At 57.7% G+C, this 369-nt stretch carries 1 protein-coding gene and 1 pseudogene; both read right to left on the reverse strand.

From position 1 onward, the window contains the following. A pseudogene (flgF, locus tag EOS_RS42645) lies at positions 1-261 on the reverse strand (flagellar basal-body rod protein FlgF); the annotation flags it as partial. Between the two features lie 19 nt (positions 262-280). Further along, positions 281-369, reverse strand: an 89-nt coding sequence (locus EOS_RS48890) for a flagellar basal body rod C-terminal domain-containing protein (RefSeq protein ID WP_063779147.1), incomplete at its 5' end; no start/stop codon positions are given.

Here is a 369-nt window from a genome sequence, read left to right on the forward strand (position 1 = left end):
CCAGCCATCCTGCTGCAACGCGACGTCCAGCGGGCGCGAGGTGTAATCCATTTTGCCGGGCGTCATATCTGCGCCCGGCGTTGACGCCGTGACCAACGTGCGCGTGGGCAGAGAAAGCCCTTCCACTGGCACCGCGCGTAAAGCATTCAACTGCGCGCGAAAACCGGGCGTTGAGGCATTGGCCAGATTACTGGCGGTTACCGCCTGTTGATTCAGTGTCTGGCTGGCTGCTCCCATCGCGGTATAAATTGCGTGATCCATTGAGCTATCCCGTCAGCGATTAGCGTAAGTTAACCAGCGTGTTGAGGATCTGGTCCTGGGTTTTGATGGTCTGGGCGTTAGACTGATAGTTACGCTGGGCAACGATCA

The sequence above is a fragment of the Caballeronia mineralivorans PML1(12) genome (assembly GCF_001028175.1).
Classification (GTDB): domain Bacteria; phylum Pseudomonadota; class Gammaproteobacteria; order Burkholderiales; family Burkholderiaceae; genus Caballeronia; species Caballeronia mineralivorans.